The sequence below is a fragment of the Paenarthrobacter sp. TRD_SC_7 genome, assembly GCF_056156245.1.
Map to the genome: position 1 here is coordinate 4384622 of NZ_CM149587.1, position 25126 is coordinate 4409747.

Genomic DNA, 25126 nt, shown 5'->3' on the forward strand with positions numbered 1-25126 from the left:
TGTGGCCCCGCGTTCGTGTTTAAGCCGGGCTTTAAGGCGACCACACCACTTGCCGCGCCAGCTGCTCAGTGAACTCCGCCCCAGGCAACGGCCTGCCGAAGTAGTACCCCTGGCCGCTCGCCCACCCGATGCTCCGAAGGGCTTCTGCTTGGTCGGCGGTTTCGATGCCCTCCCAAACACCCTCCAGGCCACAGGAGCGGATGACTTCCTGGATAGCGGCCAAGAAGACGAGCTGGGATGGGTCTGAGCCCAAGTCATTCACGAACTGCCGGTCAGCTCCAGCACGAGCGACGCGGGAGGAAGGTTCTCTTCTGCCAGGGCTTCGCGGAGGTCCCCCACGATCCGTCTCTGAAGCAGCCCTGCGTGCAACGTGGCGGGATCGATACCTTGAGCTTGTTACGCCCCTCGCTTTTGGACTCCTCCATGGCCAGATCGGTTTCCTGGAGGAGGTCCTCGGCGCTGTGATGCTGCTCTGCGATCCGCAGTCCCATGCTGGCTCCGCACCGGACACTGTTGTTCCCGAGGTCAATGTTCGGTTCCAGCGCGGCCAGGATGCGGTTCCCGACGGCGGTGGCCCGGGCTTGCGGCGTGGCGGGCAACAGACCGCGAACTCGTCGCCGCCCAGACGAGTGACGACGTCGTTGGTCCGCACAGCCGACCGGATACGCAGGGCAACGGTGACCAGAACCTGGTCCGCCGCAGCGTGCCCGGCTGAGTTCTTCAGTGCTTGGATATGCCGCTTCAGTTCCCCAAGCCGGGGATCAAAGTCTGCGGGACTGTCGGGCGTGGTACTGGTCACGACTCTTCCAAGGGGCGCAGGCTGGCGTCGGCAACGGCCTGCGGTTTTGCGACGGGGTTGCGGCGTTCGTCCAGGAACAGCCTGTAGGAAGCGACGTCCAGCATGCCGTCCGGCTCTACCTTGTTCCCCGCGCGGTACACGTGCGTGATCCAGGACCCGCCAAGGATGGCCTCAATCCATGCGTCGCATTCGGCAAGAGGAAGGTGAATGCGGGTGCCGGTATTTCGGCGGTGCCCAGCGATGGATACCGTGATGCAGCTGCCCAAGAGGCCCTTGTCCGCCGTGAACCAGGCGAGTCCTTCGACGTCGGCCACGATGGTCAGGTTAGCGTTCCCGTCCTCCACGGACTGAACGGGCATCATCCTCACCGAACGGCGGTCGGCGTTCAGCAGTGTATTGGTCGCCGCCTTGTAGGGAGCGCTGGTGATGTCCTGCCTGAAAGCGGACAATTCCTGGTTGTGCTGGATCTGGATTTTGGTGGTGAGCTCATTCATGATCGTGCCTCGTCCGCGATAGTTGCCGCCTTAAGGCGGTCTGCTCCTACAATCCGGTTTCTTCCTCGCGCTTTGGCGCTGTAAAGGGCTGCGTCCGCTACCTCGATCAAGAAGGGGAGGTCGGCAGCGGCGGGGATGCTGGACGTTACGCCGTAGCTGACGGTAGGAAAGGTGACACCTTCCGGAACGGTCGTCGAAGCCAGCCCGCGGCTGATTTCGGCAGCGATGCTCTCAGCCCGTTCCTGCGTGGCGCCAGGCAGGAAGAGGATGAACTCCTCGCCGCCATATCTTCCTATGAGGTCCGTGGATCTGACCGACGCGGTGCAAGCTTCGGCGAAGGCCTTCAGGGCAGCGTCGCCGGCGCCGTGACCGTATTCATCGTTGATTGCTTTGAAATGGTCCAGGTCCGCCAAGACAACGGCAGCGCCGGAGCCCGTGGAGTGCAGGCGGTTAAGTTCTGTGGTGGCCAGGTCAAGAAAGGCACCGCGATTGAGGAGGCCCGTCAGATGGTCCCGGGTGGCCCGCTCCTTGAGCCCCTTGATGAGTTGGTCGCTGGTAAGGGCCGTCATGCTGAAGGACACAGTGACCAGCAACACCAGCGATACCAGTCCGGACGGTCCGGGCCCAAAGTACGTTCGGAAGGCGTTGCTGGCAGGTCCTTCCAACGCATAGACCACCCATCGAGCCAGATAGTACGTAGCCAGCAGGCCGGCGGCCAACGACAAAGCCTTGTGAACCTGGGAGTGCGCAGCCTTGATGAACCACAGGTCCTTGGCAGCCAAGGCAATGCCCGCTGTCATCATGGCCAGATAGACGAAGCCCCCGGACCATACGTTGGTCCCGGGGCTTTCGGCGACAGAAGCGACGGCGGTGACGACGGGTGCCACGGCCAACTGCCAGGGAGCGGCTTTCATGTCCCGCAGCGTTCGGGCTCCGGCCCACACGCTGAATGCGCCGGCCACCACCAGGACGTTGCCCACAGGGTTGGCCCATTGTTGGTGGGAGGTTCCGTTGAGAAGGAACGCGGCGTTGCCCAGCATGAATTCAAGCAGGGCAACACTCCACCAGCCTGCATATGGCGAGCGCGTTCGGTGGAAGGAGGTGGAGAACAGCACCAAAAGCGTAACTGTGACCACGCCCAGGGCGACTCTCACTGAAAACGCATCGAGCACCATGTCCAACCCCCTCAGCTGGTCATCATTCGGCTATTGCGTTCAGTGTCCCGGCGCTTACTCAACCTCAATGCGACATTTGCTCAAGATTGGCTCAAGATGTGAGGGCCATCACCCGACCCAGTGGCCGTCGTCGTGATATTCCGCTTCCAAGCCGTGAGGCGTCTTCTCCCACTTGTGCGGGCTGGTGAGCATCTGCCATGCGGCCCGCCAGGCGGCCACTGAGTGCAGCACCCAATAGAAGGGATTGAGCAAGGCGAAGATGGCGATCCGCCATCCGTGGCGGCGCAGGGTGGCAACACCGGAGACGATGATCATCATGGCGTTGCCGAATAGCATGGACACCACACCGCCCACCAGCAGCCATGACGGCAGGACCATGCCCACGATGTCGTACCCGATGTACGTCACCACGGTGAATCCCACCACCAGGGGGTAGGCCAGGAAGGCCAACGGCGTTCCCAGGATCAGGCCGAGGAAACCGATGGTGCCGGCAACTCCAGTGCTCTTCATGTATCGAAGGGAGTTCCTGGTATTCACCGCCGAGGTGATCATATAGCCCTTGATCCATCGGGTGCGTTGCTTGATCCATGCCGGCACCTGCGAGCACGCCTCCTCCCACGTCGTGGAGTCGATAACTCCCACCCGGTACCCGTCTACCGCCGCCCGAAGTCCCAGGTCCGCGTCCTCAGTGACGTTCCAGGGATCCCATGCACCGACTTCCTTCAGCATTGAGGTGACGAAGTGGTTGGACGTGCCACCCAACGGCAGCGGGATGCCTGAGTTGTCCAAGCCCGGCAGCATCGAGTCGAACCAGTGTGTGTACTCGATGGTGAACATGCGGGTGAGGACGTTTTGGTCCGCATTGAAGTAGTTGAGCGCGGCCTGGACGCAGATGAGTGGCTTGCGGTCGGGATTCAGGTGGAGCCGCTCGAATTGGTCCTGTTTGAAAGCTGCGATGGACGCCCTGAGCTGCCCCGGCTCCGGGCGGTCCTCGGCGTCGTAAATCACCACGTACTCGCCCCGGGCGAACGTCAGCCCGTAGTTGCAGGCCCTTGGTTTGGTCTGGGGGTCGCCCTTGGGCACGATGAGGATCCGGACATATTCCGGGGGCCGTGAGGCCTTCGCCGCGGCAATGGTCTCGGCATCGTCTTCCTCAAGCAAGACAAGGACGTCCAGCTTGGAGCGCGGGTAGTCCAGCTGGCCCAGGTTGGTCAGCAGTTTGTCGATGATGTTCGCTTCCCGGAAGACGGGCACCAAGATCGTGTAAATGGGCAGGTCCGCGTCGGGAACCCGCTCCTCCGCAAGGGGCGGAAGGCCACGGCGGGCCCGCTCCCTGTCCCTGGCCTTGGTGACTCCGGCATCGTGCAGCCTGTCGAAGGGACGGCGCAGGCTCGCCAAGGACTTGAATCCGATACTGACCAGGAAAACGATGTTGGCTGCGGCCAGCAGCACAATGATGGCCGTCAGCGGCGAGATCAGGAACGCCATCATGATTCCCGCCACGAGGACCACGGGAAGGTAGCGCTGCCACTGCGTCAGGGCAATGCGCGCGGATTCTCCCGGCCGTTCTTCGGCAAGGCGCTCAGCAGACTCATACAGAAGGTGCCGGCGGAAGGAGCGCTGGATGGACTGGTTGATGTCCCAATCGGTGGTGGTGCGGAAGACGACGTCGGGTACCCCAAAGGTCAGCGCCGCCTCATGCGCGATGGCCGCCGAGGGGGCCACCGCCGTAGCCACAGTCAGTGTCTCTCCGTCCATCCTCCAGGGCAGCCAGCGCGGTTCACCCAGTTCGCTGTAACCCAGCATCTCCATCAGCTGGTCGTCAACAGGTTCAGCCACCAGGTCAACCAGCGGTGCGTCCCACTGTTCCGCCAGCACTTCATAAATCCGACGACGGTCCAGGCCGGCTTCCAGGATGAGGTGCCGGCCCAGCAAACCGCCTTCGCTCGCCGCGCGGTCCAGCGCGCGCTGGAGCTGTTCAGGGGTCACCAACCCTGCTGCGAGCAGGGTCTGTCCGATGGATTGCCGGTTGAGCTGTGGCTCCGCAACGTGTGAAGAGGATGTCATCAGTCTGAGGACCTTTCATAGATCCGGTGCGTTGGTGTGGAGAAAGCGACGGAATAGCGGACACTGAAGGAAGGGTCCTTGACCATTGCCTGGTACACCAAGTCCGTGGGGCCCGAGTCCCTGGCTCCCGTTCCGGCTTCAACGTTGACGAACACCCACTTGGCGTACTTCGCGGGATCCTCCAGTGCCGGACCGAAGTAGTCTCCGGCGGCGCGGTTGTAGATCTCCTTCAGCGGTATGCCCATCACTGGAAGGACCGCATTGCCGCGGGCACTCTCATCCATCAGGATTCCGCCGGACTCATAGTGATCGTGGAGCCAGCGTGCTGCCGCGGTGGAGTTGGCGGTGGATACGGCGGACATTCTTCCTTCCGCCAGCACGGCAAGTCGCCCCGTGGGGTCCTCAATCCACCAAGCGTTTTGCACCACCATTCCGGCCAGCAGGGCGCCAAGCAACCAAGGCCCGGGCCGCTTGCGCCGCGCCAACTCATGGACGAGCACGGCCACCAGGACGGCCACCAACGGTAGTGCCGTCAGCGCGAAACGGTTGTTCCACCACGTGGCCGGAAGCGAATGATCGTTGTTGATGGCGGTCTGGCCCAGGAACAGGCTCAGCAGCGCGAAGGCATAAGCGCTGCCGGTCACCGCCACCAGCAAGGTGCTGTTGGCAAAGCCTCGCCTAAAGACCAGCACGACGGCGCCGCACGCCGCCAAAGCGAGGACGACGACGCCGACTGTCTCCAGCAGCGACCAATGGAAAGTAGTCAGCGTGAGCCCCAGGTTGTCCTTGGTAGGCAACAGGCCGCCGTCGGTAATGTTTTTCTGCTGCGCATATGCGGAGTATTGCCCGAACATGAACTCCAGCGGGTTACCGTAGATGGCCCAGTTGTAGGAGAGCCACCAGAGCACCGCCGCGGCAGGGATCATGACGTAGCCGCCGGCCATGATGAGGGCTTCGCGCCATTTCCCGGTTCGGCGCTTGGAAACCATCACCACGAACAGCGTTCCTGTCATCACCAGCGCCCAGCCCTCGTAGCGTGAGAGCACCGCGGCAGCGGAGGGAATACCGGCGAAGACGGCCAGTTCGCCGGCACTCATTCGACGGCGGCTGGTGGCCCAGTGCGCCAGGCCCGCCACACCGCCCACGATGCACATGATGAGCACCGGCTCGGTCAGCGCGGTCGTGTAGACATACAGCACCGCCGGATTGGCCAGGACCACCAGCGTGGAGGCCAGGCGCCCGGCCCGGCCCAAACCAAGGCGGCCCGCGATGAGATACAGCCCGGTGGCCGTGGCGGACAGCGCCAGGATGCCCAGCAGTCCGGCGGCCCAGCCCGTGCTGAACAACCACATGTTCAGCACGAACGGCGCGAGCAGCAGGTGCGGCATTGGCAGCCACACGGTACCCAGCTGTTCAAAGCCGGGTGCCTTGCTGTCGAAGATACGGCGCGCAATGGTCAGGTGGCTTTGGGCGTCGGAGTAGTCCAGGTTGCTGCCGTGTCCGATCGTGTAGAGGCAGGCAATGTACCCCACCAGCATTGCCACTACAGCGACGATCCGGGTGCCGGGAACCTTGCGGCCGGATACCGGCGCACCCAGCCGTTCCCAGCCACGTTTCACCAGCGCGAACGCTGCGGGCAGCGCCGGCCGCCGGTGGGCTGCCCGGTGCCGTGTTGCGACGCTAGTTGCCATGGCCCTGTTCGGCGGGTTGCGTGGACTGCTGCTCAGCATCCACGTAAGCCTGCGCATCCTTGGCACGACGCCGCAGGATCAAGGTGCGCAGCGCGAAGGCCAAACCCAGCACAAGCGCGGCCACGCCGATCCACCAGGCATACGGGCGGTAGTCGTCAGTGACAGCTTTCTGGGGAACCAGGGCGTTGCTTTCCAACAGCACGGGCGTCCCCGAGGGCTGGGTTACCAGGAGATTCCGGGACAGCGCAGCCCAGCCTCCTTCAACGCTACCGACATGGGAGGCCAGCGATGCCTGCAGTGCAGGCCCCGCAGTCATGTCACTTTCCGGCGCCCAGGCACCAAGAAGCAACAAATCGCGGCCGCCCTGTTCAAAGGCCTCCAGCACGCCGAATGGCGCGGACGCACCCAGGCCATATTCGACGTCGTCCGGTGAGATGGTGCGGAACTCCGCCAAACGCAGGGGTGCCGAAAGCTTGTCGGCGACGTCAGGGGTCGCACCAACCACCAGCCCTGATTCGCTGGAGCCAGCCAAACTGTCCAATCCCACCACGCGGGTGTCCAGCAAGGAGGCACTGTCGCGTTGCAGGGACGCCACCAGCGTGGCGGCGTTGACGGTGTTCGCCTGAGCGTTGCCGTCACCGAAGGCCACGGGAACGCTCTGTCCGAAGGCCTGTGGGAAGCGTGCGAAGCCGGCTTTCGTTGAACCGCCACGGACTGCGGAGAGGGTGCTGCCCGCGGTGTCCAGAGTTACTTCCATGGGCATGATGCCGGCAGGTCCGGTGCAGTCACCGCCGGCAGGGAGGGCCGCAAGCCGAATCCTCAAGCCGTTCTTCGCCTGCAGCTGCCCGGCTGGAACGTCAGCGTCCACCGTAAAGGTGTCGCCGCCGTCGAGGTTCTTCGAACTCAAAAGGTAGTCGTTCCAGAACACGGAAAGCTGCGCTTGGGCGTTGTCCGGGACGGCCGTGTGAGTGCCCTTGAGCTGGACTCTTACGGAGGAAACCGGACCGCCGAACTGCGACTGGCTGACGCCGACATAGGACTCCGGGGTGCCGTAACCGGAGAGCTTAAGGGTGGTGTTGCCGAGGTCTTTGAGGCTCTGCGTCAGGCCCGGCGCGGCGGGCAGCGCCGAGGTCAGGCCGGTCACGGAAGACGTGACGGCGAGTGCTGTCTTGTCGCTGGCAAGTGCCCGTGCGGCGGTCCGGAGTTGTTCGTCGTGGCCGCTGAGAACGAGTTGTGGATGGCCGGCTGCGGTGGCGAGCCTGGTGCCGGTTTCACCTTGGTCCGCGAGGACGCTGAGGATCCGGCTGCCCGCGGGGAGGTTTGCCGCGCGGGCCTCAAGTTCGGCATCGGGAACCACGCTGACGGCGGCGGCCGGGTAACGGTGGGCCATGGCGGCGGAGGCGGTCATGATCGCCGCGGAAACATCCGGGCTGGGATCCGCAGGGACGGGAAGCACGACGGCGGGCACGGACGCCGGGAAGAACTCTCCCACCGTGGTGGGAGCCTTAGCCGCGCCGCTGAAGTCCACCACCAGGTTGTTGAGGGTGGCTGTGGCGTTGGAAACGACGCACTTTGTTTGCGTGGCCGGGACGAACTGCAGTCCCACGGTGAGCTGCTGGGCCGTCAGATCCACGCTTGTTACTTCGGCTTCGAGGGGAATGCTGGCCGCGGCGTTGGCTTCAAGGACTACCCGGCCGTTCACCGTCGCCCGGACCGTTCCTTCCGGCTTTCCTGACACCACGATGGTCCCCTTGATCCGGGTGGGTTCCAAGCCAGCGGTCACCGGCACCACCAGCAGTTGCTCGGCTTGACCGGCGAGGGCCGATACGCTGGACGACGTTTGGAGGGCTGGCCCCTGAGGAGGTGCCGCGATGGCTCCCGGAGAAGCGAGTGCAGTGAGCGCCAAGGTTGCGGCGCACGCGAGGATGATACCCGCAGCATGGGGTCGGGTGCGGGTTCTGGCAAGGGTTTGGGTCACGTTGGCAGTCCTGAGTAACTAGCAGCGGATGTGTCCGTCGGCCGTGGTAGGCCAACCTCATAGACACTGCCCGGTGGAACTCAAGGCCCGTTGCTGCGTTGGGTCAAGATTGGATCAAGACCATGTGATCCGCTTCACCTGTGACCTGCGGCGATAATGAACCATGTGGATCGGCTGGATTGAATTCGATGTCCTTTTGGGCGATGTCCATAGCCTCAAGGAGAAACGCTCGATGGTGCGGCCGCTCGTGGCCGAACTCAAGCGGCGCTTCGATGTTTCGGCTGCCGAGACGGGGCTGCAGGACCAGCATCGGCGCGCGCTTGTTGGCGTGGCACTGGTGGCCCCGGATCACGCGTACCTTCAGCAAGTGCTCGACGCCGTAGAACGGTTCGTGGCTGCCCGGCCTGAGTTTGAGCTGCTTAGCGCTCGGCAGCGGGAGTTGCACAGCGAGGACTAATAGCCGATGACCGCCAAGCGGGTGGAATCCAAGTGGGCATCGATGGCTTGGTGTGCTGCTTCGAGGCTTCGGCTGCGGAGGGCGTCAACGATCAACTGGTGTTCCCGGAGGACGTCCCCGGCGCGGTCTGTGCCTTGGGTTACTGCCTTGACGCCGATCCTGAGTTGCTTTTGCCGGAGCGAAGCGTAGAAATCGGCAAGGACGGGATTGCCCCCTGCACGGACCATTAAGGTGTGGAACTCGGTATCCAACTCGATGAACCGGGCCGGGTCTTCCTTGGCTGCCTGCTGCTGGTCAATGACGTTTTGGAAGGCATCGATCTGGGCCTCCAGCATGGTCTCTACCGCAGAGACCGCCCATTTCTCCACCACGGACCTGGCCTGCAGGATGGCGCGGACGTCAGGATCGGAGATCGGCGGCACGTAGGCGCCTTTGTGCGGGACCCGCTTCACGAATCCTTCAGCTTCAAGACGCAGCAATGCCTCGCGAACGGGAGTCCGTGAGGTGCCAGTGGTCTTGGCCAGGACTCCCTCGTTGAGGAAGGTTTCTTCCTCACGGGGCAGCGCTGCGATGTAGCTTTTCATCCACTGGTAGGCCACTTCTGGCTGCGACTGCGCAGCGGGGGTCATCTGGATCATGCAGAGCCTTTCTCGCGTAGCCAGTATACGAGTTGCATTCAACAGCGTCGGGACATTCAAAAAACTTCTTGTTCAAATATAGACAGGTTGTATACAACCCGTCTACAGTGATTTCAGTGACTCCGCTCACGCATTGGAAAAACCCCAATTTCCTGGGAGCCCCGGCCGCCTGAATCACCGGACACCCGCGTCTCCCACTCGCAAAGGATCCCCACAATGACCGATTTGAAGAAAGCAGAACTCAGGCAACAAAAGCATTCCAGCCTGCCTGTGGTAGCTGCTTCGAGCCTGGCCGGCACAGCCGTCGAATGGTATGACTTCTTTCTGTACGGCACGGCCGCCGCACTGGTATTCAACAAGCTCTACTTCCCCACCGACGATCCCCTGGTGGGGACCATGCTGGCGCTGGGAACGTTCGCGGCCGGCTTCCTTGCCCGCCCCATCGGTGCCATAGTCCTGGGACACCTCGGCGACAAGCACGGCCGCCGCGCCACCTTGGTGGCCAGCCTCATGCTCATGGGCGTCGCCACCACCCTCATTGCCTTCATTCCCTCCTACGCTGCCATCGGCTTGGCAGCACCCTTGCTCCTTCTCCTGCTCCGCCTGATTCAGGGATTTGCCCTCGGCGGCGAATGGGGAGGCGCAGTCCTCCTCGTCTCCGAACACAGCAACGAAAGCGCCCGGCGCGCCTTCTGGGCTTCCTGGCCCAACATGGGACCACCCCTGGGTAACCTGATGGCCGCCGGCGTCCTGGCCATCCTCGCCGCCACCATGCCGGAGAGCGAGTTCCTGGCTTGGGGCTGGCGCATCGCCTTTGGATTGTCCGCCCTGTTGGTGGTCATTGGCCTGGTACTGCGTCTCTACGTGCAGGAAACCCCGCTGTTCAAGGAAGCACAGCGGAAGCGCGAAGCCGAGGGCAATAAGAAACGGAAGATGCCGCTGACCATCCTGTTCCGCCGCAACTGGCGCCAAATCCTCATCGCTACCGGCAGCCGGATGGGAGAGAACGCAGGCTTCTACATCTACTCGTTGTTCATCATCACGTACGTCACCCAAATCATGGGATTGCAGCGGCAGACGGGCCTCACCGCAGTCATGATCGGCCAAGGCGTCGCCGTCGTCGCTATTCCCATCCTGGCGATCTACGCGGACAAGGTAGGCAGGAAACCCATCCTCATTGGCGCCTCGATTGCCACCGTGGTGTGGGCCTTCGCGTTCTTCTTCCTCCTGAACACGGGCCAATTGTGGGGCATCATCGCCGCAGCCGTCGGAGGGCTGCTGATCTTCGCGGCGTACAGCTCAGTGATCGGCGCGTTCTTCTCGGAACTCTTCCCCACGGACGTCCGGTACAGCGGCACCTCGGTGTCCTACAACCTGGCCTCGCTGATCGCCGGTTCCTTGTCCCCGATCATCGCCCTGGCGCTCTACAGCGCTTTCGGAACCGGCTACGCGATCGGCATTTACCTGGCCGCCATGGGCTTGATCTCCATGGTCTCGGTGATGTTCGCCAAGGAAACCAAGGGCCTGCGGCTCAGCGACCTGGACAACGACCTCGATAAGGAAAAAGCATGAAAATCGCACTCGTCCAGGTGACCAGCCCGGACTCCGAAACCCGCGAGGACCGGATCGATCGTGTCGAAGCGATACTCCGCGGGATCAACGGCGCCGAACTCATCGTGCTCCCTGAACTATGGAGCGCCGGCTACTTCCACTTCGACGAGTACGAGGCATTGGCCGAAACGCTCACCGGTCCGACAGTCTCAATGTGCTCACGGGTAGCAGCGGATCTGGGCGTATACCTTCACCTCGGCAGCATCATCGAGGCCAGCCAGGACGGACAGCTCAGCAACACCTCCATCCTGCTGGGGCCGGACGGCACCGTGGTCCACACGTACCGGAAGATCCACGTGTTTGGTTACAAGTCCAAGGAAGCGAGTCTCCTCACCGCAGGATCGTCACTTCCCGTGGTTTCCCTGCCGTTCGGAGCAGTTGCCGGGATCACCTGCTACGACCTCCGTTTCCCCGGGTTGTGGATGGAACTGAGCACGCGGGGCGCGGAGATCGTGATCGTCCCCGCGGCCTGGCCCGCAGCCCGCCGGGAACACTGGCGCTTGCTTACCACTGCCCGGGCCTTGGAGCACCAGATCTTCGTGGTTGCCTGCAACGCCGCAGGAACCCAGGAAGGCGTGGAACTTGGCGGCTACAGCAGGGTGGTGGACCCAACGGGCAAGGTCCTCGCCGAAGCGGACTCCGACGAGACCGTGCTGATCGTGGAGATCGATCCCCTACAGGTGCAGACAGTCCGCGACGAGTTCCCCGTCATCGGCGACCGCCTCGCCGCCTACGACACATTGACCGTTTAGACCCAAGACCGTTTAGAAGCCATCCAAGGAGACGGAATGGAAACCACAAGGCAAGTCCCACTCACCTTCCGGGTGGTGGGCACCGACAAGACCATAGTTGTCTCGGATTTCCACGGAGTAGTGGCCGGCTATACCGGCCGGGATCCCAAGGCAGTCCAGCACCACATTGATGAACTGGCCGCCATCGGGGTAGCCCCACCACCGGAGGTTCCCATGTTCTACCGGATGGACTCGGACCTGTTCGAGACCTCCGGCGAGCACGACACCACCGAGAACCTGACCTCCGGCGAAATCGAGCCCCTCTACATCCGCCACAACGGCCAGTACTACCTCGGCATCGGCTCGGACCACACGGACCGCGACATCGAAGCGCGGGACATTGGCGATTCGAAGCGTGCCTGCCCCAAGCCCGTCGCAGGCGAAGTCATCGCCGTCGAGTCCTTGGAGGACCTCGACCTCGACACATGCACCGCGCGCTCGTGGGTTGACGGAGCCCTGTACCAGGAAGGTTCGCTGAGCGGCCTGCGCAAGCCGGCCGACGTCGTCGAGCGTCTTTTGGCTCGAACCGACATCGGTGACGCTGACTTCATGTGCCTCGGCGGCACCCTGCCGCTGCTGAACGGGAAGTTCGTGGATGGAACTTCCTGGAAGTTGGAGCTCTCTTTCCCGAATGGGACCACCATTGAACATAACTACAAAATCATGAAAGGCTCACTCCGATGAGAACCGGAAAGCAGTATTTGAAGTCCCTGAACGACGGCCGGGCAGTGATCCTCGACGGCGAGGTAGTCGGCAACGTCCTGGAGCACCCCGCCTTCGCGAACGTTGCCCGGACCATGGCCGAGTTGTTCGATATCGCAGCTGATCCTGCCAACGGCATGCAGTTCCACTCGGAAGAGATCGATGGCCCCGCCAACCGCACGTTCGCGGCTCCCCGTACCCAGCAAGAGCTGGTGTTGCGTCGGCAGGCAATCGAGAAGTGGGCCAAGCACACGCACGGCTGGGTCGGCCGGAGCCCTGACCACGTCGGTACGTTCTTCGCCGCTTTCGGTGCCCACCCGGACGTCTTCAAGAATGACGAGCGGGATTTCGCCGGCAACGTGGAGCGGTACTACAAGAAGATCCTGTCCGAGAACCTGTACCTTTCCTACGCAATTATTCCCCCGCAGGTTTCCCGTGCAACCACAGCGTCCGGTTGGGAAGGCGAATACCTGCAGGTCGGCGTCGTGCGTGAAACCGACGAGGGCATCATTGTCCGCGGCTCGCAGATGCTTGCTACCGGTGCCGCGATCGCCGACGAAGTCTTTGTCACCTGCATCAAACCGCTGGGCCCGGATGATGTGGACTTCGCTGTCAGCTTCGCCGTCCCGGTAGCCACCGACGGTTTGAAGCTGTACTGCCGCCGCCCGTTCGCGCCTGCCGCGACCAGCGATTTCGACTACCCGCTCACCAGCCACTACGACGAGCCTGACGCGTTGGTTGTTTTCGATGATGTGCTCATCCCGTGGGACCGCGTGTTCATCAACCGGAACATCGACACGCTGCGCCGCCAATTCTTCGACACCGGTGCCCACGCGCTGGGCAACTGGCAGGCCCAGATCCGGTTCTCCACCAAGCTGAAGTTCATCGCGTCCGTGGCCCGTAAGGTCACCCAGGTGAACGGCACGGACAAGATCCCCGGCGTCCAAGAGAAGCTGGGCGAACTCGCCGCCATTGTGCAGTCGGTTGAGTCGGCGGTCCTCGCCGCGGAGTACACCGCAACAACGGACGACGCCGGCATGCGCGTTCCGGGGAAGAGCGCACTGTACGGGGCCATGGGCTTGCAGTCGGAGACCTACCCCCGGGTGATCTCGATCCTCCGCGACTTGGTAGGTGGCGGTGTGCTGCAGTTGCCCTCCAGCATCGCCGACATGACCAGCAGCCTCACCCGTCCGGACATGGAACGCTACGTCCAGTCCCCCGGCGTTGCCAGCGAGGAGCGCGTGAAGCTCTTCAAGCTTGCCTGGGACATCATCGGCTCAGAGTTCGCCGGCCGCCACCAGCAATACGAAATGTTCTACGCCGGCGCTCCCTTCGTGGTCCGTGGCGCCTACACCTACCGGAACTATGGCTACGACGCCCTGGTGGCCGAGCTGGACACGTTCCTGGGTTCCTACAGCATCCAGAGCACCACTGAATCGGAGGGGATCTGACCATGGCAAAGCCCGAATTCGAGTTCACCCCCACGGCGTCAGTGGACTTCGCACCGTGCAACCCGCACATCGAGGGCCTGTCCGAAGCGATCCTCGCGCGGGATTCGGACAACGACAGCGTCACCCGCATCCTCAAGTTCGAGCCCGGCACGGACACCTCCCCCAACGGCGTCCTGACCCACGATTTCTGGGAAGAAGTGTTCATCTTCGAGGGCTCCTTCGTGGACCAGCGCCTCGGTAAGACCTTCAAGGCCGGCGACTGGGCCACCCGCCCGCCGGGGATGGAACACGGACCTTGGGTTTCGGAGAACGGCGCCAAGATGTTTGAAGTCCGGTACTACACGGATCCGGTACAAGCGGAGCGGAGCAACTGACATGAGCCTGGCACCAGCCTTCACCATTCCCGATGCCATGGGGATGCGCCGCGCCATGGGCCGATTCCTCACGGGCGTCGCTGTGGTCACCACCCAGCACGAGGACGAGCAGTACGGGATGACCATCAGCTCGCTGACGTCCATCAGCCTGGAACCGCCCATCCTGATGATCTCTCTGAACTTCGGCACCCGCACCGGCGAGGCCCTGATGGAGAGTGGCAAGTTCGCGGTGTCCATCCTCGGCGCCAAGCAGGAGTCGGTGGCCCGGCGCTTCGCGGTCCGCGGCGGGGACCGTTTCGGTGAAGCAGACTTCGACGTCACGGACAGCGGCCTCCCGGTTATCAAGGGCGCCCTCGCCCAGGCGGACTGCAGCGTGGTGCAGCAGTACGACGTCGGAGATCACCAGGTCTTCTTCGGCCAGGTCACCAGGTGCCGGGACCGGGACGGCGAAGTGCTCGCTTTCAAGGCAGGGCGGTTCGGCTCGTTCAGCGACTTCGGTCACGCCGAGATTCCCTGGATGTTCTGAGTAGAAGTGTCGGGGGCCTGTGCCGCCACGACCTTCTTTGAATCACAACCGCCCCCGACACGCCTCTTTGAAGGTGTGTCGGGGGCGGTTTGCTTCCAAAGTGGGTGGATGCGGTACAGCCGCTAGTCGATGGTCAGCTCGCCCATGCGGTCCCAGCCGCTGCCTTCGAACTGCCGGCTGATGATGTGCGGAGTCTCCACCAAGGCCTGTGGCATGTCTGCCATGGCTTTCTTGAAGTGTTCGCTGTTGACGTGGGCCTCAGCAGCGTCATCTTGGAATGCTTCCACCAGGACGAACTCATTCGGGTTGTCCACACTGCGGGACCAGTCGAACCACAGGTTGCCCGGCTCGGCGCGGGTCGCGTCGGTGAAGTCGGCCACCAGGTCCAGCCAGCGCTCGGACCAATCGGGCTTGACGTTGAACTTGACCACAATAAAGATCACGGACTGCTGCCTTTCGTTGCACTACAGAATCCGTCCAGCTTTTCACAGTCACCGGCCGGTCAGAATCAACGCATAGCCGGTGAAGGCACGCCCGGTGTCCTCGAAATGTCCCTCCCCAGAAAGAACCCAACCGGCCGCTTCGTAGAGGCGACGGGCTCCCGTGTTGGTAGCCAGCACCCGCAACGTGAGGCGGCCAAAGCCCTTCGCATGGGCTGCGTCATGGGTGGCGGCAAGCAGTCGGGCTCCCAGCCCGGAACCCTGCATATCCGGTGCAACCGCCAGCATGGACAGATGAGCAGACCTGACGCCTTGGTCTTGGTCTGCAGGCACCAGCAATGAAAACCCGCGAATGAGTCCGTCGTCGGCTGAAGCCACCAGCAATGCCGCCCACTCCCCGCCCAACTTCCCGATAGCTCGCCTCTCGATTTCCGGGGCGGAACGGCCCACATCACGATGGGTGATAGCCGCACCCCACAGCTTGGCGCAGGCCGCGGAGTCGTCAGGCTTCCCAGCTCTTATCGTCGCGGGTAAAAGTCGCTCCATGCCGCCCAGTCTTGCACGCCAGCAGGCGTCACCAGCCCTCGTTGATGAAGACCCCGACGGCGGCCCTCACCCTAAGGTGAGAACCGCCGTCGAACGCTGTTTTAGCTTGCCTGTGCTACTTTGGCATGCCTATCACTTTGAGGTGCCCTGCGAGACGGAGCCCTGCAACTGGCGCTGGAAAATGATGTAGACAATCAGCACAGGGACCACCGTGACGGTGACCGCAGCGAAGAGTGCGCCGAAGTCCACGGCGTAGCCCATCTGGCCCGCGAAGGCCGCGAGGCCTTGGGAAAGGACCCGCGGGCCGGCAGCGTTGATGGATACCGGAATCAGGAACTGGTTCCACAGGCCCAGGAAGTTGAAGATGGCGACCGAAGCGAGGCCCGGCTTGGCCATCGGCAGCATGACTTGGAAGAACGTCCGCCACTCCCCTGCGCCGTCCAGCGCTGCTGCTTCAGTGATCTCATGCGGCAACGACTTGAAGAAGGAGAACAGGAAGAACACCGTGAACGGAAGGGCGAACCCCACGTACACCATGATCAATCCCGGCAAGGTGTTCAGCAGGCCAATGTTCTTCATGATGAAGAACAGCGGCACCATCGCCAGGAAGATCGGGAAGGTGAGTCCTGCGAGCATCAGGTAGTAGATCGCCTTGCTGCCCGGGAAGGTGTAGCGCGCCAGAACGTAGGCACACATTGCACCGAGCACCATCACGATCACCAAGGCCGCACCAACAACGATCACGGAGTTGATGAAGTACGTTCCAATGCCGGCCTCAGACCACGCTTTGACGTAGTTATCGAAGCGCCACTGTGAGGGTAAGGCGAACGGCGAAGCGAAGATCTCACTGGACGTTTTAAACGAGGACATGAACGTCCACAACAAAGGCAGGATGACGATGAGCGACCAGATGGTCAGCGCGGTGTGCGAGATAGCGCCCACCACTTTGTCGCCAGGCGTGGTAGCCGGAGTTCGCGGCTGGAAGTGCAGGGATTTTCTTTCCGGGTTTACGACCTTGGTAGTCATCAGATGCTCACATCCTTGTCGCCGCCAGTGAGCCGATTAACTACGAACACCAGGCCGGAGAAGATCAGGGTGGTAATGGCCAGGACGACGCCCATGGCACTGGCCAAGCCAAATTGGCCCTTGCTGAAGGCCGTGAAGAACAGTTGCTGTGCCATCACGAGCGTGGAGTTGTCGGGGCCGCCGCCCGAGTTCAGCGCCGCCATATAGACGAAGGCGTCGAGCGCGAGGATACCCATGTAGATATAGGCAGTCTGGATGTTGTCACGAATCAGCGGGATAGTGATGGACACTGCGGTCCGGAACCGGCCAGCGCCGTCGATCCGTGCGGCTTCGAACAACTCCGCCGGTATGCCCTTGATACCGGCCACGAACAGGACCATGTAGAAGCCCACGAAGCCCCAGACGATCACAAACATCGTTGCGATCATGGCCGTATCCTTGTTACCCAGCCACGCGAAATCCTTGAACTGGTCAAAGCCCAGCCCGGTGAGGATGCCGTTCAGCAGCCCGCCGGAGGGATCGTAGATCTGTCCCCACATAATGCCGATGGCGATAGCGGGAATCGTGTACGGGAAGAACGAAACCACCCGGTAGAAACTGGAATTCCGCAGGCCCTTGATCTGGCCCTTGCTACTGCCGCCAACTGTCACCAAAGTGGCAAGCACGAGGCTCAGAATGATGGTGATGATCGGGAGGAAGATGACCAGGAGGATGTTGTTCCCCATGGCCTTCATGAAGATATCGTCCGTGAAGATCTTCTGGTAGTTCTCAAAACCCGTGAACTTCATGTCGGGCGAAAAGCCCGTCCAGTCAGTCATGGAGTAGTAGAACGCCTGCGCGAAAGGTGAAATGACGAAGATGAGGTAGATCGCCAGCGGCAGTCCCAGGAAGACCGCGAAGAAACTGACCTTGTCCCAGGTCAACGGCTTTCGCCGCCGCTTAACCAATTGCTGTGGAGCCGCTGCCGGAACGACGGCGGCCAGGCCGTCGTCGCTCCGGCTCTGCTGAGTTTTCACTGAAGTCACTTCACTTCGATCTTCTTGACCGAGCTGTCGTTGCGGACCTTGTCGGAGATGTTCTGTAGTGCGGAGGTCAGGGTTGCGACGTCCGACTTGCCGTCCAGGAAGCTGTTCCAGACCACCAGTTGGTCCTTGTTGGTTCCGTAGAGGTCGATGAAGTTCCAGGTGAAAATGTCCTCGCCGGCGTCAGCGAGCAACTTGGTTTGAGAGACCAGTGCCGTGGAACCGAAGCCATCGGCCGGGACGGTGTCCTTGACGATGGTGGGGGCCAGCTTGGTCTTCGCGAAGTTGGTCGCAGCTTCCTTGGACAGCATGATGCGGAGCAATTCCTTGCCGCCAGCGGCATTCTTGCCCTGCGAGGGAACAATGAAGGGCTCGCCCGCAGCGCTGTGAAGGGAGGTGTACGGCAACTTGGGGCTGGCGCTGACCGTGGGCACAGGAGCGCCCATCATGTTGAAGCCCGCCTTGGTCTGGTCCTTCATTTCGTTTTCAATCCAGGAACCCGACGGGTAGAACACGGCCTCCTGCGCGTTGGTCCACTGGGCCTGTGCTGCAGTGAACTGGGTGCCGGAGCCACCAGGCTTGAAGAATCCGGCCTTCACGATCTTGTCCAGCGCAGTGAAGACCGACTGGATAGCCGGGTGGGACCACGAGTCGGCCGTGAGGTTCTCCAAGCCGATGCGGACTTCGTCGCCGCCTTCCTTGACTGCGGACGCGATCGCCATCTCCTGGTAGTACGTGGCAGCTTCCTTGCCCCATACGAACAGGTACTTGCCCTTGGCCTTGGCCTGCTCGCCCAAGGTGTACATCTCATCCCAGGTCTTCGGCAGTGTCCATCCGTTTTCCTTGAGGAGGGAATCCGAGTACCACATGGCGAATACGGTCAGCACGTAGTTCAGGGCAGCAAGCTTGCCGTCGAAGGTGCCTGGAGCCAGTACGCCGGTGTACAGGGTGTCCTTGATGACCTTGCCTTCAAGGTTCTTTGCCTCCACAAGGGGGGTAAGGTCTTCGAGCTGGGCCAGGATGGTGCTGAAGCCGATGGCTTTTGCACCGGAGTTGTCGATCAGGTCCGGCGGGTTGCCACCGACGAAGCGCGGCTGGAGCTCCTGGGCGATATCCGTGGACGGGGCGATCTTGGCAGTGGAGCCCTCGTGCGTCTTTTCGAAGATCTTGCCGGCGAACTCGACATAGTCGATGCCGTAGCCGCCCTTGAAGATCACGGCGTCGAGGGTTGCCTTCTCCGCCATGCCAAACGGGTTGGTGTCGGAAACAGTGCCGGTGGGGCCGGTGGTAGTGCCCCCGCCACCCGCGGCACAGGAAGCGATGGTGCCACCCATGGGCACGAGCACGGCTGCTGCGAGTGCTCCGCGCAGGAATCCACGGCGACCGACGGACTGGTGCTGAACGTTCATTTCTAAACCCTCCAGTGACTCGTAGTGTCGACTGTTGCGGCGGAAAAGCCGTTCAGTCAGACAGTCTGGGTTGGCACTCTGGCAGCACCAACCTTCTGTGACATAATTCACCAGGAATGATCGAAAATCAATCTTTCTTGGTAGTTTCGATCAACATTTGTCAAAGCGTGATCTTTCTACGGACCTTCCGCGAGGGCCTTTCCGCACTCCGTGATTGCATGCCGGGTCATCACCCTCTGCCGCTCAGTTCCCAGTCGTTCCGCCCATTGTTCGGCCAATTGGAACTCCACCAGGGCTTCGGTGAGCCGCCTTTTACCCTGCAGAAACGAGCCGAGGTTTGCGTGCAAAGCAATCATCCAGCGCTTGGTTCGCTCATCATGTGCCGTGGACGCATATTCAAGGGCACTCCGCATCCACATTTCGGCATTCGCGGAGTCAGCGATCGAGAGCATGTGCAGGGCATCGACAGCCAGGAACTCCTCACCAAGATGGTCCGCCAACTCGGCCGCCTGCTCCAAGAGGGGCACGGCCATGGCACCTCGACCGCCGGAGTTCAAAACCCGCCCGCGCTCCAGGAGGATGCGCACGCCTACGGTTGGCTCGTCGTCGTCAATTTCGTCCAGGAGGGCATCGGCTTCTTCGAAGCGGCCCTGCAAACTGATGGCCCGCCCAAGCTGGGTTGCCAACTCAGCGCGTTCGTCGGCGTCGTACATTTCCTCGGTCATCGCGGCGCGGAACGTTGCCTCGGAGGCTGCCGGATCGCGAAAGTTCCATAGGTGGTCCAGTGTCTTCTGATCCAGCATCAAACCGCTCCTGACCAGCGCGTGGCTGAGGTCTTTAGGTATGCAGTATCAATCTAGTCCCATGTCAGCGCCGTGGGGAGGGGGTGGGCGGGCGTGTCAATTGCCCTGCGGTTTTGCGAGCCTGGCCCAGCCGAGTTGCTCCTGTTGCTTGCGGCTCAGCGTTGCCACCACGAGGTCGTAAGAGTCCTCCACCATGTCCCGGATCATGTCATCAGGAAGGGTTCCATCCAGGCGAACGCCGTTCCAATGGGTCTTGTTCATGTGCCAAGCGCCGGTGATTTCCGGGTTCGCCGCCCTGAGTTGTTCGGCCAACGCGGGCTCACATTTGAGGCTCACGGACCAGTCGTCCGGGTCCATGGAGGAAAGGGCGAACATCTTGGCCTCTTGGCGCGAACCACCGGCGACGGCGGAACGCACCTTGAACACAGAGGTCTCGGGACCGAACGGGAAGTCTTCAAACGCGCCGGGAAAGCCCAGGCAGATCACGCGGAGGGTGGAAACATCCATGGATAGAGCCTACTGGCGCCCCACAAGCGGGGCCACGATTAGGCTATGCCTACACCACGCCCAGAAAGTCCTCCAGCAGCACCACTTCCAATCCCGCCGCCAACTGCGCAGCCCGGAAAGCAGCGAGGTCGGCTGCAAACTCGGCCCGGAAGTGCATCAGCACAATATCGCCGGGACGCAGTGAGTTGCCCACTTGGTAGTCCATCTTGCCGGCGTTGGCTTTGGCCTCCCACGTAACGATTGCCTTCATCCCAGCGTCAGCAACGGCCTGGCGCATCACGTTGGAGTAGGCACCGCCCGGCGGCCGGAACAGAGTGGGACGGCGGCCGTAGTGCTGGAACGCGTACTCCTGCATTCCCACCATGTCGTTCAGCTGCTGCTGGTAACCCCAATGCCGCACCATATTGATGTTGTGCGTAACTGTGTGGTTCTCGATCAGACTGCCTTGGGCTTTGAACGCGTTGAAGAAAGCCGGGTTGTCCGCGACGGTGTCCCTGGTGAGGAACAGTGACGACGGATAGTCGTACTCCGCCATGAGCTTGATCGACTCCGGCGTTTTGATGTTGCCGTCATCGATGGTCAGGAAGACCACTGGGTGCTTGGTCTCGATCTTGGTAATCACCGGAGCCAGCCCACCAACGATCGGCGGCAGCTGGTAATCCGGGATGAACGTGCGTCGGATCCGTTTGGGGGCCGTCGGCGTGGGAGTTGGAGAAGCGGACGACGTCGGAACCTCGCCTCCGACTGCCAGCGCACCGTTCGCCCCCGGCACCTCGGGCGATACGGCAGCGCCACTGGGCGTGAGCGCCGGCGTCGAACTTTCAGCAGCAGTGCAAGCCGTCAAGCCGGCCACCACGGAAGCGCCTAAAACGCTAAAGACGGCCCGTCTGCTGGGAGTGGAAACAGGCACCGCAGAATGGCCGCCGAACATGGCTGTCCCCCAAGACTCAAAAAATGATTCAGCTGCAATCTAGCAGATGATCACGTCCTTGAATTACAGGCCGTAATGCCAGCCTTCGCGTGCCGGGCAGGAATTGACCACCACGTCGAGCCCTGCGTCCCTGGCACGCTGCGTGGCCTCGTCATCGAAAACGCCGAGCTGCATCCACACGGCCTTCGCCCCGATGGCAATCGCCTGGTCAATGACGGCCCCCACACGTTGGGAGTTGACGAAGCAGTCGACGACGTCAATCGGGCGTTTGGCTTCGGGGATGTCCACCAAGGTCTTGTAGCCCTTTTCGCCGTGCACGTCCTCCCCCTTGAGGTTGACAGGGATGATCTCCATGCCCATTTTGTCCCGGACATAGAGCGAAACGTCGAATGCTGAGCGCCACTGGTTGGTGCTGAGGCCAACGATGGCCCAGGTGCCTTTTGTTCGCATCAACCGCTCGACGACGGCCGGATCGTTGACATGCATCATGGCCTAAGCCTACTCCCGGCCTTCCACGAGCGGCTTTGCCGAATATTCTGCGGTGAGGTGGCCTGCCTGGCGATTACCGGTCGCCGCGCTTATGCCACTGCTTCCACTTTTCCACGGCCATCTGGAACTGCTTGTCGGTCCGCTGATTGCTCAGCACCGGAGGCACACGTCCGGGTTTATTGCCGTCAGCTCCGGGCATGAGCTTTGCCGGCTTCCCTGCATCTTGCACTGAAGCGTCAGGCTTAGCGGAGTCCCGCCTCTCCTCCTTGACCGGGCCGGGTTTTGTCTTCGGGTTCGGAGTGGCACCGCTCGGCGCGGCATTGCTCGGTGCGGCATTGCTCGGTGCAGGAACGGAAGCCGGCATTTCCGGGCCAGGGACAGTGACGGGCGCTTGAACCACGTCCGGCGCCTGTGCCTGTGCCTGTGCCTGTGCCTGTGCCTGTGCCTGTGCCTGTGCCTGTGCCTGTGCCTGTGCGGGAGTTTCGGCGGGTGCAGCGGGGCTGGGTACGGGTATGGATGCAGCAGCGGGGACCGGAGGAACCGCTGCGGGGTCCACCACCGGAGCAGGTTCAGTGCTGACTCGCGGGGCGTCGGGAATCGGCAATACCGGCGCGGCGGCCACTGGCTGAGGCCGGACGTTGCCCAGAAGTTCATCAATGAAGGAAGGGTTCCGGGTGAAGCCGGAACTCGCTGCGGCGACTCCACTGACGCCCAGGCCCATCGCTGCCACCACGGCTACGCTCACTACGGCGGTGCGGTGCTTGTGCCTCCAGCGGCGTTTGCTGACGTCATCATGCGGACCAGCCAGCATGGCGGAAAGCTCCGCACCCGGAGTTGGGGCTGCAAGGTTGGCGAAGGAACCCAATGAGAGGAGCGCCTGCCGGACGCCGGACGTGGCATCGGCATCAGTGGCAATGACGGCATCGGCGTCGAGTAGCAGCTCGTCCGCGATTGCTTCGCGTTCACTATCCCTGTATGTCATGGCGACACGTATTCCTTTACTGCCGAGTGCTCACGGAGCGTAATAAGTGCCCGCCGCTGCAGTTGTTTCACTGCCCCGGCGGATTTCCCCATGATGTCGGCAACCTGCTCAACGGTCAGGCCTGCCACGATTCGAAGCGTCAAGACCTCCCGCTGGTCGTCACCAAGGTAGTCCAGAAGTTTCATGACCTCTTTGGGCGCCAAAAGACCCATGGCTTCCGCCTCCGCGGAACTCGCTTCCCGAATATCCCGCTCCGGCTCGAACTCGTGGTGTTCCGGTGCTCTGCTTTGCTTCCGATGCTCATCCACCATGCGGGCATGAGCCACGGAGAAAATGAAGGTCCGGAGGCCGTGAACCCCGCCGCTAATGTCATCCAGTCGGGGCAAAACGGCCAGGAACACGTCCTGGGTGATTGCTTCCGGATCTGACACACCTTTGGCCGTCAGATAGCCGAGAACCTGGCCGGCATAGGTCTGGTAGACGGCGCCGAACAGTTCCGCGTTATTTCCCTTGAGTGCATGTAGCGCTTCATCGGTCAATGCGTCGGTCACAGAAATGAGGCTTTCGATCGGCGGCAGGTCTGTTGCTTTGGGCCTGGACGTCCGCTTTGTCACCAACGGACGACCCCACCAAGAGTAACTGCTCTGCCCAGCCTTCCAGGGAAGGACCCGCCTGCCCCGCAAGCTCCACCGAGACAAGGAAGAGCCGAGCTGGAACATGATGGGGGACAAATTCCAGCTCGGCCCTTTCAAAGACGTAATCGTCAAGGCACGCCAAAGGGTTACGCGGGCTACAAACTTTTTTCAGAAGTTTTTGCAGGCGCATTGAGGTGGGCAGACAGCACTGGGACATCTGCGGCGGGTGTCTATGTTCTGGAGGGGCGGTGTCCGGGCAGGGGTGGGGCTTTCGATTGATAGCTGTGCCCGGTGGGGGTGCTGATTTCCAGGGTGTGCACGTCGGCATGTACGGCTTTGGTGGTCCAGCCGGGGTTTTCCTTGGTGTGGTTGCACGCCTCGCACAGACCTGCACCGTTGGCGAGGTTCGTTTTCCCTCCGGAGCGCCAAGGAACCACATGGTCGATATGCCGGATGGGCGCATCGCAGTACGGCGTGCGGCAGGTGTCGTCGCGCGTTTCGATGAAACGCCGGAGCTTTGTCGGGAAGAGCCGGGCTTTGGAGTCCATGGCCAGGAGCTCGCCACTGGCCGGCGCGGTGTAGAGCCGGCGAAGCCAGACAGTTAGCTCCTGGTCCTGGGGTGCTTGCTCCTCACTAACAAGGGTTCTGCCCCATTCGGCGGGGACGATTCCGTAGCCCTTTAGCCGGGCCGGTTCGCTGTCACCCTGGAAGAGGGTGCGGTCGGTCATGACGAGGTCCAGGTTGATCCCTGAAATCCCGCCGGGCGTGCCGGTGACGCGCTCGACCAAAGTGTCGGCCATGACCTGACCGCGGGTGCCGGCGTCCCCGCTGGAACGGGCCGAATCAGCAGCCCGGGTCAGGGCCGCGTAAACAGCCACCCCTTGCGCGACCGGCAGCAAGGCAGTCAGGTAGGTCATCGTGTCAGGAGCAGGCCGCAGGCTCACCGTCCGCTCGGCGGCGGCACGGCTGGCACGCCCGGCCACCGACCGCGGATCCCGGCGGTAGGCGGCCGCTTTCGCCGCCGCAACGATCGCCTTATCGCCCTTCCCGTCAAAAGTCCCGGTATCGGGGGCGAGCTCCTCATCCACCGCGGACCGGTCCTCAACAGACAAGCACGCGGTCTCTTTCACCAGCAGCGTCGCCCGCCACTCGTTCAACTGCCCCGACTTCAGAGCCGCCAACGTCCGCGGCATCTCCAGCACAAGGGCCTTCGCCAAACCAAGGAGGCGTGACCCGCGGTTCGGTGACTCCCGCCGCGCCAACGCCACCTGAGCACCCACGCCACTTCCACGTTCCGAGGCAGGAACACCGGCCTCGGCCTGCTCGGCACGCTGGGCAAGATCAAACGCCACAGCAACCCGCGCCTGCAAAGCGGTAATGGCCGACTTCATCTCCTCCAAAACCCGCAACTGCTCGACCAGGTCAGCGCTGACAGTGTTGGCCTCAACCGCGCCAGGCTGAGACACGCCTCGGGAACTGGCAAGAAGAGGCGCAGCGGACACCGCTGTCTTCGCTTGCCTCTCCCCAATTCGCTCCATGCCCTAACTCTGGCAGCAGGCACCGACAATATTAGCTGCCCGGC

Annotated in this window: 26 protein-coding genes and 1 pseudogene; 7 read left to right on the forward strand and 20 right to left on the reverse strand. The window is 62.3% G+C overall.

What is annotated here, in order from left to right; genetic code table 11:
* Positions 1-31: 31 nt before the first annotated feature.
* From AC0J5Z_RS20800 to AC0J5Z_RS20830, 7 genes and pseudogenes are all read right to left on the reverse strand, one after another.
* The gene (locus tag AC0J5Z_RS20800) at positions 32-262 is read right to left on the reverse strand and encodes an EAL domain-containing protein (RefSeq protein WP_475036170.1); all 231 of its coding nucleotides are present in this window, start codon (positions 260-262) and stop codon (positions 32-34) included.
* A gap of 10 nt (positions 263-272) precedes the next feature.
* Positions 273-799 (reverse strand): annotated as a pseudogene (locus AC0J5Z_RS20805) (GGDEF domain-containing protein).
* Positions 796-1293 (reverse strand): hypothetical protein, encoded by a 498-nt coding sequence (locus tag AC0J5Z_RS20810; protein ID WP_475036172.1) that lies wholly within the window; start codon positions 1291-1293, stop codon positions 796-798. Before AC0J5Z_RS20810 ends, AC0J5Z_RS20805 begins: the two are co-directional and overlap by 4 nt.
* On the reverse strand, positions 1290-2468 hold the full coding sequence (locus tag AC0J5Z_RS20815; protein WP_475036175.1) for a GGDEF domain-containing protein: 1179 nt from the start codon (positions 2466-2468) through the stop codon (positions 1290-1292). The genes AC0J5Z_RS20810 and AC0J5Z_RS20815 overlap by 4 nt, the downstream gene beginning before the upstream one ends.
* A 108-nt stretch (positions 2469-2576) precedes the next feature.
* The gene (locus tag AC0J5Z_RS20820) at positions 2577-4535 is read right to left on the reverse strand and encodes a glycosyltransferase (RefSeq protein WP_475036177.1); all 1959 of its coding nucleotides are present in this window, start codon (positions 4533-4535) and stop codon (positions 2577-2579) included.
* Positions 4535-6226: an ArnT family glycosyltransferase gene (locus tag AC0J5Z_RS20825; RefSeq protein ID WP_475036179.1), complete on the reverse strand. Its 1692-nt coding sequence runs from the start codon at positions 6224-6226 to the stop codon at positions 4535-4537. The genes AC0J5Z_RS20820 and AC0J5Z_RS20825 overlap by 1 nt, the downstream gene beginning before the upstream one ends.
* A complete protein-coding gene (locus AC0J5Z_RS20830) occupies positions 6216-8204 on the reverse strand; it encodes a cellulose biosynthesis cyclic di-GMP-binding regulatory protein BcsB (protein ID WP_475036182.1) in 1989 nt (662 codons plus the stop codon). Before AC0J5Z_RS20830 ends, AC0J5Z_RS20825 begins: the two co-directional genes overlap by 11 nt.
* Before the next feature lie 163 nt (positions 8205-8367).
* Here AC0J5Z_RS20830 and AC0J5Z_RS20835 point away from each other — a divergent pair, with 163 nt between their 5' ends.
* Positions 8368-8661 carry a DUF503 domain-containing protein gene (locus tag AC0J5Z_RS20835; RefSeq protein WP_475036185.1) on the forward strand — a complete coding sequence of 98 codons (294 nt, stop codon included), beginning with the start codon at positions 8368-8370 and terminating at the stop codon, positions 8659-8661.
* Here the strand turns inward: AC0J5Z_RS20835 and AC0J5Z_RS20840 are convergent.
* Positions 8658-9299, reverse strand: coding sequence for a GntR family transcriptional regulator (locus AC0J5Z_RS20840; protein ID WP_475036188.1), 642 nt, complete (start codon positions 9297-9299; stop codon positions 8658-8660). The two genes, AC0J5Z_RS20835 and AC0J5Z_RS20840, sit on opposite strands and share 4 nt — an antisense overlap.
* 216 nt (positions 9300-9515) lie before the next feature.
* Between AC0J5Z_RS20840 and AC0J5Z_RS20845 the strand changes: the two genes are divergently transcribed.
* The 6 genes from AC0J5Z_RS20845 to AC0J5Z_RS20870 are packed head-to-tail and all read left to right on the forward strand — an operon-like array spanning position 9516 to position 14754.
* Complete coding sequence (locus AC0J5Z_RS20845) at positions 9516-10871, forward strand: MFS transporter (RefSeq protein WP_475036190.1); 1356 nt, start codon at positions 9516-9518, stop codon at positions 10869-10871.
* On the forward strand, positions 10868-11662 hold the full coding sequence (locus tag AC0J5Z_RS20850) for a carbon-nitrogen family hydrolase (protein ID WP_475036192.1): 795 nt from the start codon (positions 10868-10870) through the stop codon (positions 11660-11662). The genes AC0J5Z_RS20845 and AC0J5Z_RS20850 overlap by 4 nt, the downstream gene beginning before the upstream one ends.
* A 36-nt stretch (positions 11663-11698) precedes the next feature.
* Positions 11699-12385, forward strand: coding sequence for a DUF2848 family protein (locus tag AC0J5Z_RS20855; RefSeq protein WP_475036196.1), 687 nt, complete (start codon positions 11699-11701; stop codon positions 12383-12385).
* On the forward strand, positions 12382-13854 hold the full coding sequence (locus tag AC0J5Z_RS20860; protein WP_475036198.1) for a 4-hydroxyphenylacetate 3-hydroxylase family protein: 1473 nt from the start codon (positions 12382-12384) through the stop codon (positions 13852-13854). The genes AC0J5Z_RS20855 and AC0J5Z_RS20860 overlap by 4 nt, the downstream gene beginning before the upstream one ends.
* A gap of 2 nt (positions 13855-13856) precedes the next feature.
* The gene (locus AC0J5Z_RS20865) at positions 13857-14228 is read left to right on the forward strand and encodes a cupin domain-containing protein (RefSeq protein ID WP_475036202.1); all 372 of its coding nucleotides are present in this window, start codon (positions 13857-13859) and stop codon (positions 14226-14228) included.
* A gap of 1 nt (position 14229) precedes the next feature.
* Positions 14230-14754 carry a flavin reductase family protein gene (locus AC0J5Z_RS20870; protein ID WP_475036207.1) on the forward strand — a complete coding sequence of 175 codons (525 nt, stop codon included), beginning with the start codon at positions 14230-14232 and terminating at the stop codon, positions 14752-14754.
* Between the two features lie 122 nt (positions 14755-14876).
* Here AC0J5Z_RS20870 and AC0J5Z_RS20875 read toward each other — a convergent pair whose 3' ends face one another.
* The 12 genes from AC0J5Z_RS20875 to AC0J5Z_RS20930 form a co-directional block, all read right to left on the reverse strand.
* Positions 14877-15197 carry a putative quinol monooxygenase gene (locus tag AC0J5Z_RS20875; protein ID WP_475036212.1) on the reverse strand — a complete coding sequence of 107 codons (321 nt, stop codon included), beginning with the start codon at positions 15195-15197 and terminating at the stop codon, positions 14877-14879.
* Positions 15198-15245: 48 nt separating this feature from the next.
* Complete coding sequence (locus AC0J5Z_RS20880) at positions 15246-15740, reverse strand: N-acetyltransferase family protein (protein ID WP_475036217.1); 495 nt, start codon at positions 15738-15740, stop codon at positions 15246-15248.
* Positions 15741-15872: 132 nt separating this feature from the next.
* Entirely contained in the window at positions 15873-16766 is an 894-nt protein-coding gene (locus AC0J5Z_RS20885; RefSeq protein ID WP_475036219.1) for a carbohydrate ABC transporter permease, read from the reverse strand.
* Positions 16766-17791, reverse strand: coding sequence for a carbohydrate ABC transporter permease (locus AC0J5Z_RS20890; protein WP_475036221.1), 1026 nt, complete (start codon positions 17789-17791; stop codon positions 16766-16768). The genes AC0J5Z_RS20885 and AC0J5Z_RS20890 overlap by 1 nt, the downstream gene beginning before the upstream one ends.
* A complete protein-coding gene (gene ngcE, locus AC0J5Z_RS20895; protein ID WP_402936692.1) occupies positions 17788-19197 on the reverse strand; it encodes an N-acetylglucosamine/diacetylchitobiose ABC transporter substrate-binding protein in 1410 nt (469 codons plus the stop codon). Before ngcE ends, AC0J5Z_RS20890 begins: the two co-directional genes overlap by 4 nt.
* Before the next feature lie 176 nt (positions 19198-19373).
* Positions 19374-20000 (reverse strand): hypothetical protein, encoded by a 627-nt coding sequence (locus AC0J5Z_RS20900; protein WP_475036225.1) that lies wholly within the window; start codon positions 19998-20000, stop codon positions 19374-19376.
* Positions 20001-20096: 96 nt separating this feature from the next.
* Positions 20097-20507, reverse strand: coding sequence for an MmcQ/YjbR family DNA-binding protein (locus AC0J5Z_RS20905; RefSeq protein ID WP_475036230.1), 411 nt, complete (start codon positions 20505-20507; stop codon positions 20097-20099).
* A 49-nt stretch (positions 20508-20556) separates the two neighbouring features.
* Entirely contained in the window at positions 20557-21360 is an 804-nt protein-coding gene (locus AC0J5Z_RS20910; RefSeq protein ID WP_475039821.1) for a polysaccharide deacetylase family protein, read from the reverse strand.
* A gap of 141 nt (positions 21361-21501) precedes the next feature.
* Positions 21502-21927 (reverse strand): CoA-binding protein, encoded by a 426-nt coding sequence (locus tag AC0J5Z_RS20915; RefSeq protein ID WP_475036233.1) that lies wholly within the window; start codon positions 21925-21927, stop codon positions 21502-21504.
* Between the two features lie 73 nt (positions 21928-22000).
* The gene (locus AC0J5Z_RS20920; protein ID WP_475036237.1) at positions 22001-22909 is read right to left on the reverse strand and encodes a hypothetical protein; all 909 of its coding nucleotides are present in this window, start codon (positions 22907-22909) and stop codon (positions 22001-22003) included.
* Positions 22906-23460, reverse strand: a complete 555-nt coding sequence (locus tag AC0J5Z_RS20925) for an RNA polymerase sigma factor (RefSeq protein WP_475036242.1) — start codon at positions 23458-23460, stop codon at positions 22906-22908. Before AC0J5Z_RS20925 ends, AC0J5Z_RS20920 begins: the two co-directional genes overlap by 4 nt.
* A gap of 314 nt (positions 23461-23774) precedes the next feature.
* Positions 23775-25082, reverse strand: a complete 1308-nt coding sequence (locus AC0J5Z_RS20930) for an HNH endonuclease (RefSeq protein ID WP_475036246.1) — start codon at positions 25080-25082, stop codon at positions 23775-23777.
* Between the last annotated feature and the right edge of the window lie 44 nt (positions 25083-25126).